A 1,133-nucleotide genomic window follows, 5' to 3' on the forward strand; every position below is an offset into this window, starting at 1 on the left:
TTACTTGGAAGGCCCCGCCATAGACGCCGATATCCTCGCCCATGATGAAGACGCGCGGGTCTTCCTCCATGGCGATGGCGATGGCTTCCTGGATCGCCTGGGCATAGGAAAGCTCGCGGCCGCCAGCCGCGTCGATGGTCTCGCTCATCTCAAGAATCCTTCGGCTCGTATGGCCGTTATGCCGTGTAGACGAAGGCCGTCGCGTCCTTCGCATCGGGCGACGGCGAGTTCCTGGCAAATTCGATGCCGTCCGCGATCTCGCGCTCGACGCCCGCCCGGATCGCCTCGATCTCGGCCGCATCCACGACGCCATAGTCCAGCATCTCGGCCTCGAACCGGCCGATCGGGTCCTTGGAGATCCAGTCGTCGATCTCTTCCTTGGTGCGGTAGCGGTTGCGATCGCTCTTGGAATGGCCGCGATGGCGGTAGGTCTTGCACTCGATGAGCGTCGGCCCCTCGCCGGCCCGCGCGCGCTCGATGGCCTTGTGCGAGGCTTCCGCGACATCCGACAGCGAATTGCCGTCCACCGTGACGCCCGGCATGGAATAGGCCACGGCGCGATCGGCGATGTTCTTGACCGCCGTGGAGCGCTCGGTCGAGACCGACATGCCGTATTTGTTGTTCTCGCACACGAACACGACCGGCAGCTTCCAGATCGAGGCCATGTTCAGTGCCTCGTGGAAAGCGCCCTCGTTGTTGGCTCCGTCGCCGAAGAAGGACACGACGACGTCGCGCCTCTTCTGCATCTTCATGGACAGGGCCGCCCCGACCGCGATCGGCAGGCCACCGCCCACGATGCCGTTGGCCCCGAGATTTCCCTTGGTCACGTCGGCAATGTGCATCGAGCCGCCGCGCCCCCGGCAATAGCCCGTTTCCTTGCCGAAGAACTCCGCGAACATGCGCCCGACCTCCGCGCCCTTGGCGATGCAATGGCCGTGGCCGCGATGGGTGGAGGTGATCTGGTCCGTATCGGTCAGCGCGAGGCAGGTGCCGACGGCGGACGCTTCCTGCCCGATAGAGAGATGCATCGTGCCGTGGATGAGGCCGCGCATATAGCTTTCCTCCGCCCCTTCCTCGAAGCGGCGGATCAGATGCATCTGGCGCAGCGCGTCCTTCAGGACTTCGGGCGGAAA

Annotated in this window: 1 protein-coding gene; it reads right to left on the bottom strand. The window is 64.7% G+C overall.

From position 1 onward, the window contains the following. Positions 1-176 precede the first annotated feature (176 nt). A partial coding sequence (locus AUL36_RS22925; RefSeq protein WP_062224574.1) for a thiamine pyrophosphate-dependent dehydrogenase E1 component subunit alpha occupies positions 177-1,133 on the bottom strand: 957 nt, incomplete at its 5' end.

Origin of the sequence: Aureimonas sp. D3, from assembly GCF_001463805.1 — a bacterium.
GTDB lineage: Bacteria > Pseudomonadota > Alphaproteobacteria > Rhizobiales > Rhizobiaceae > Aureimonas > Aureimonas ureilytica_A.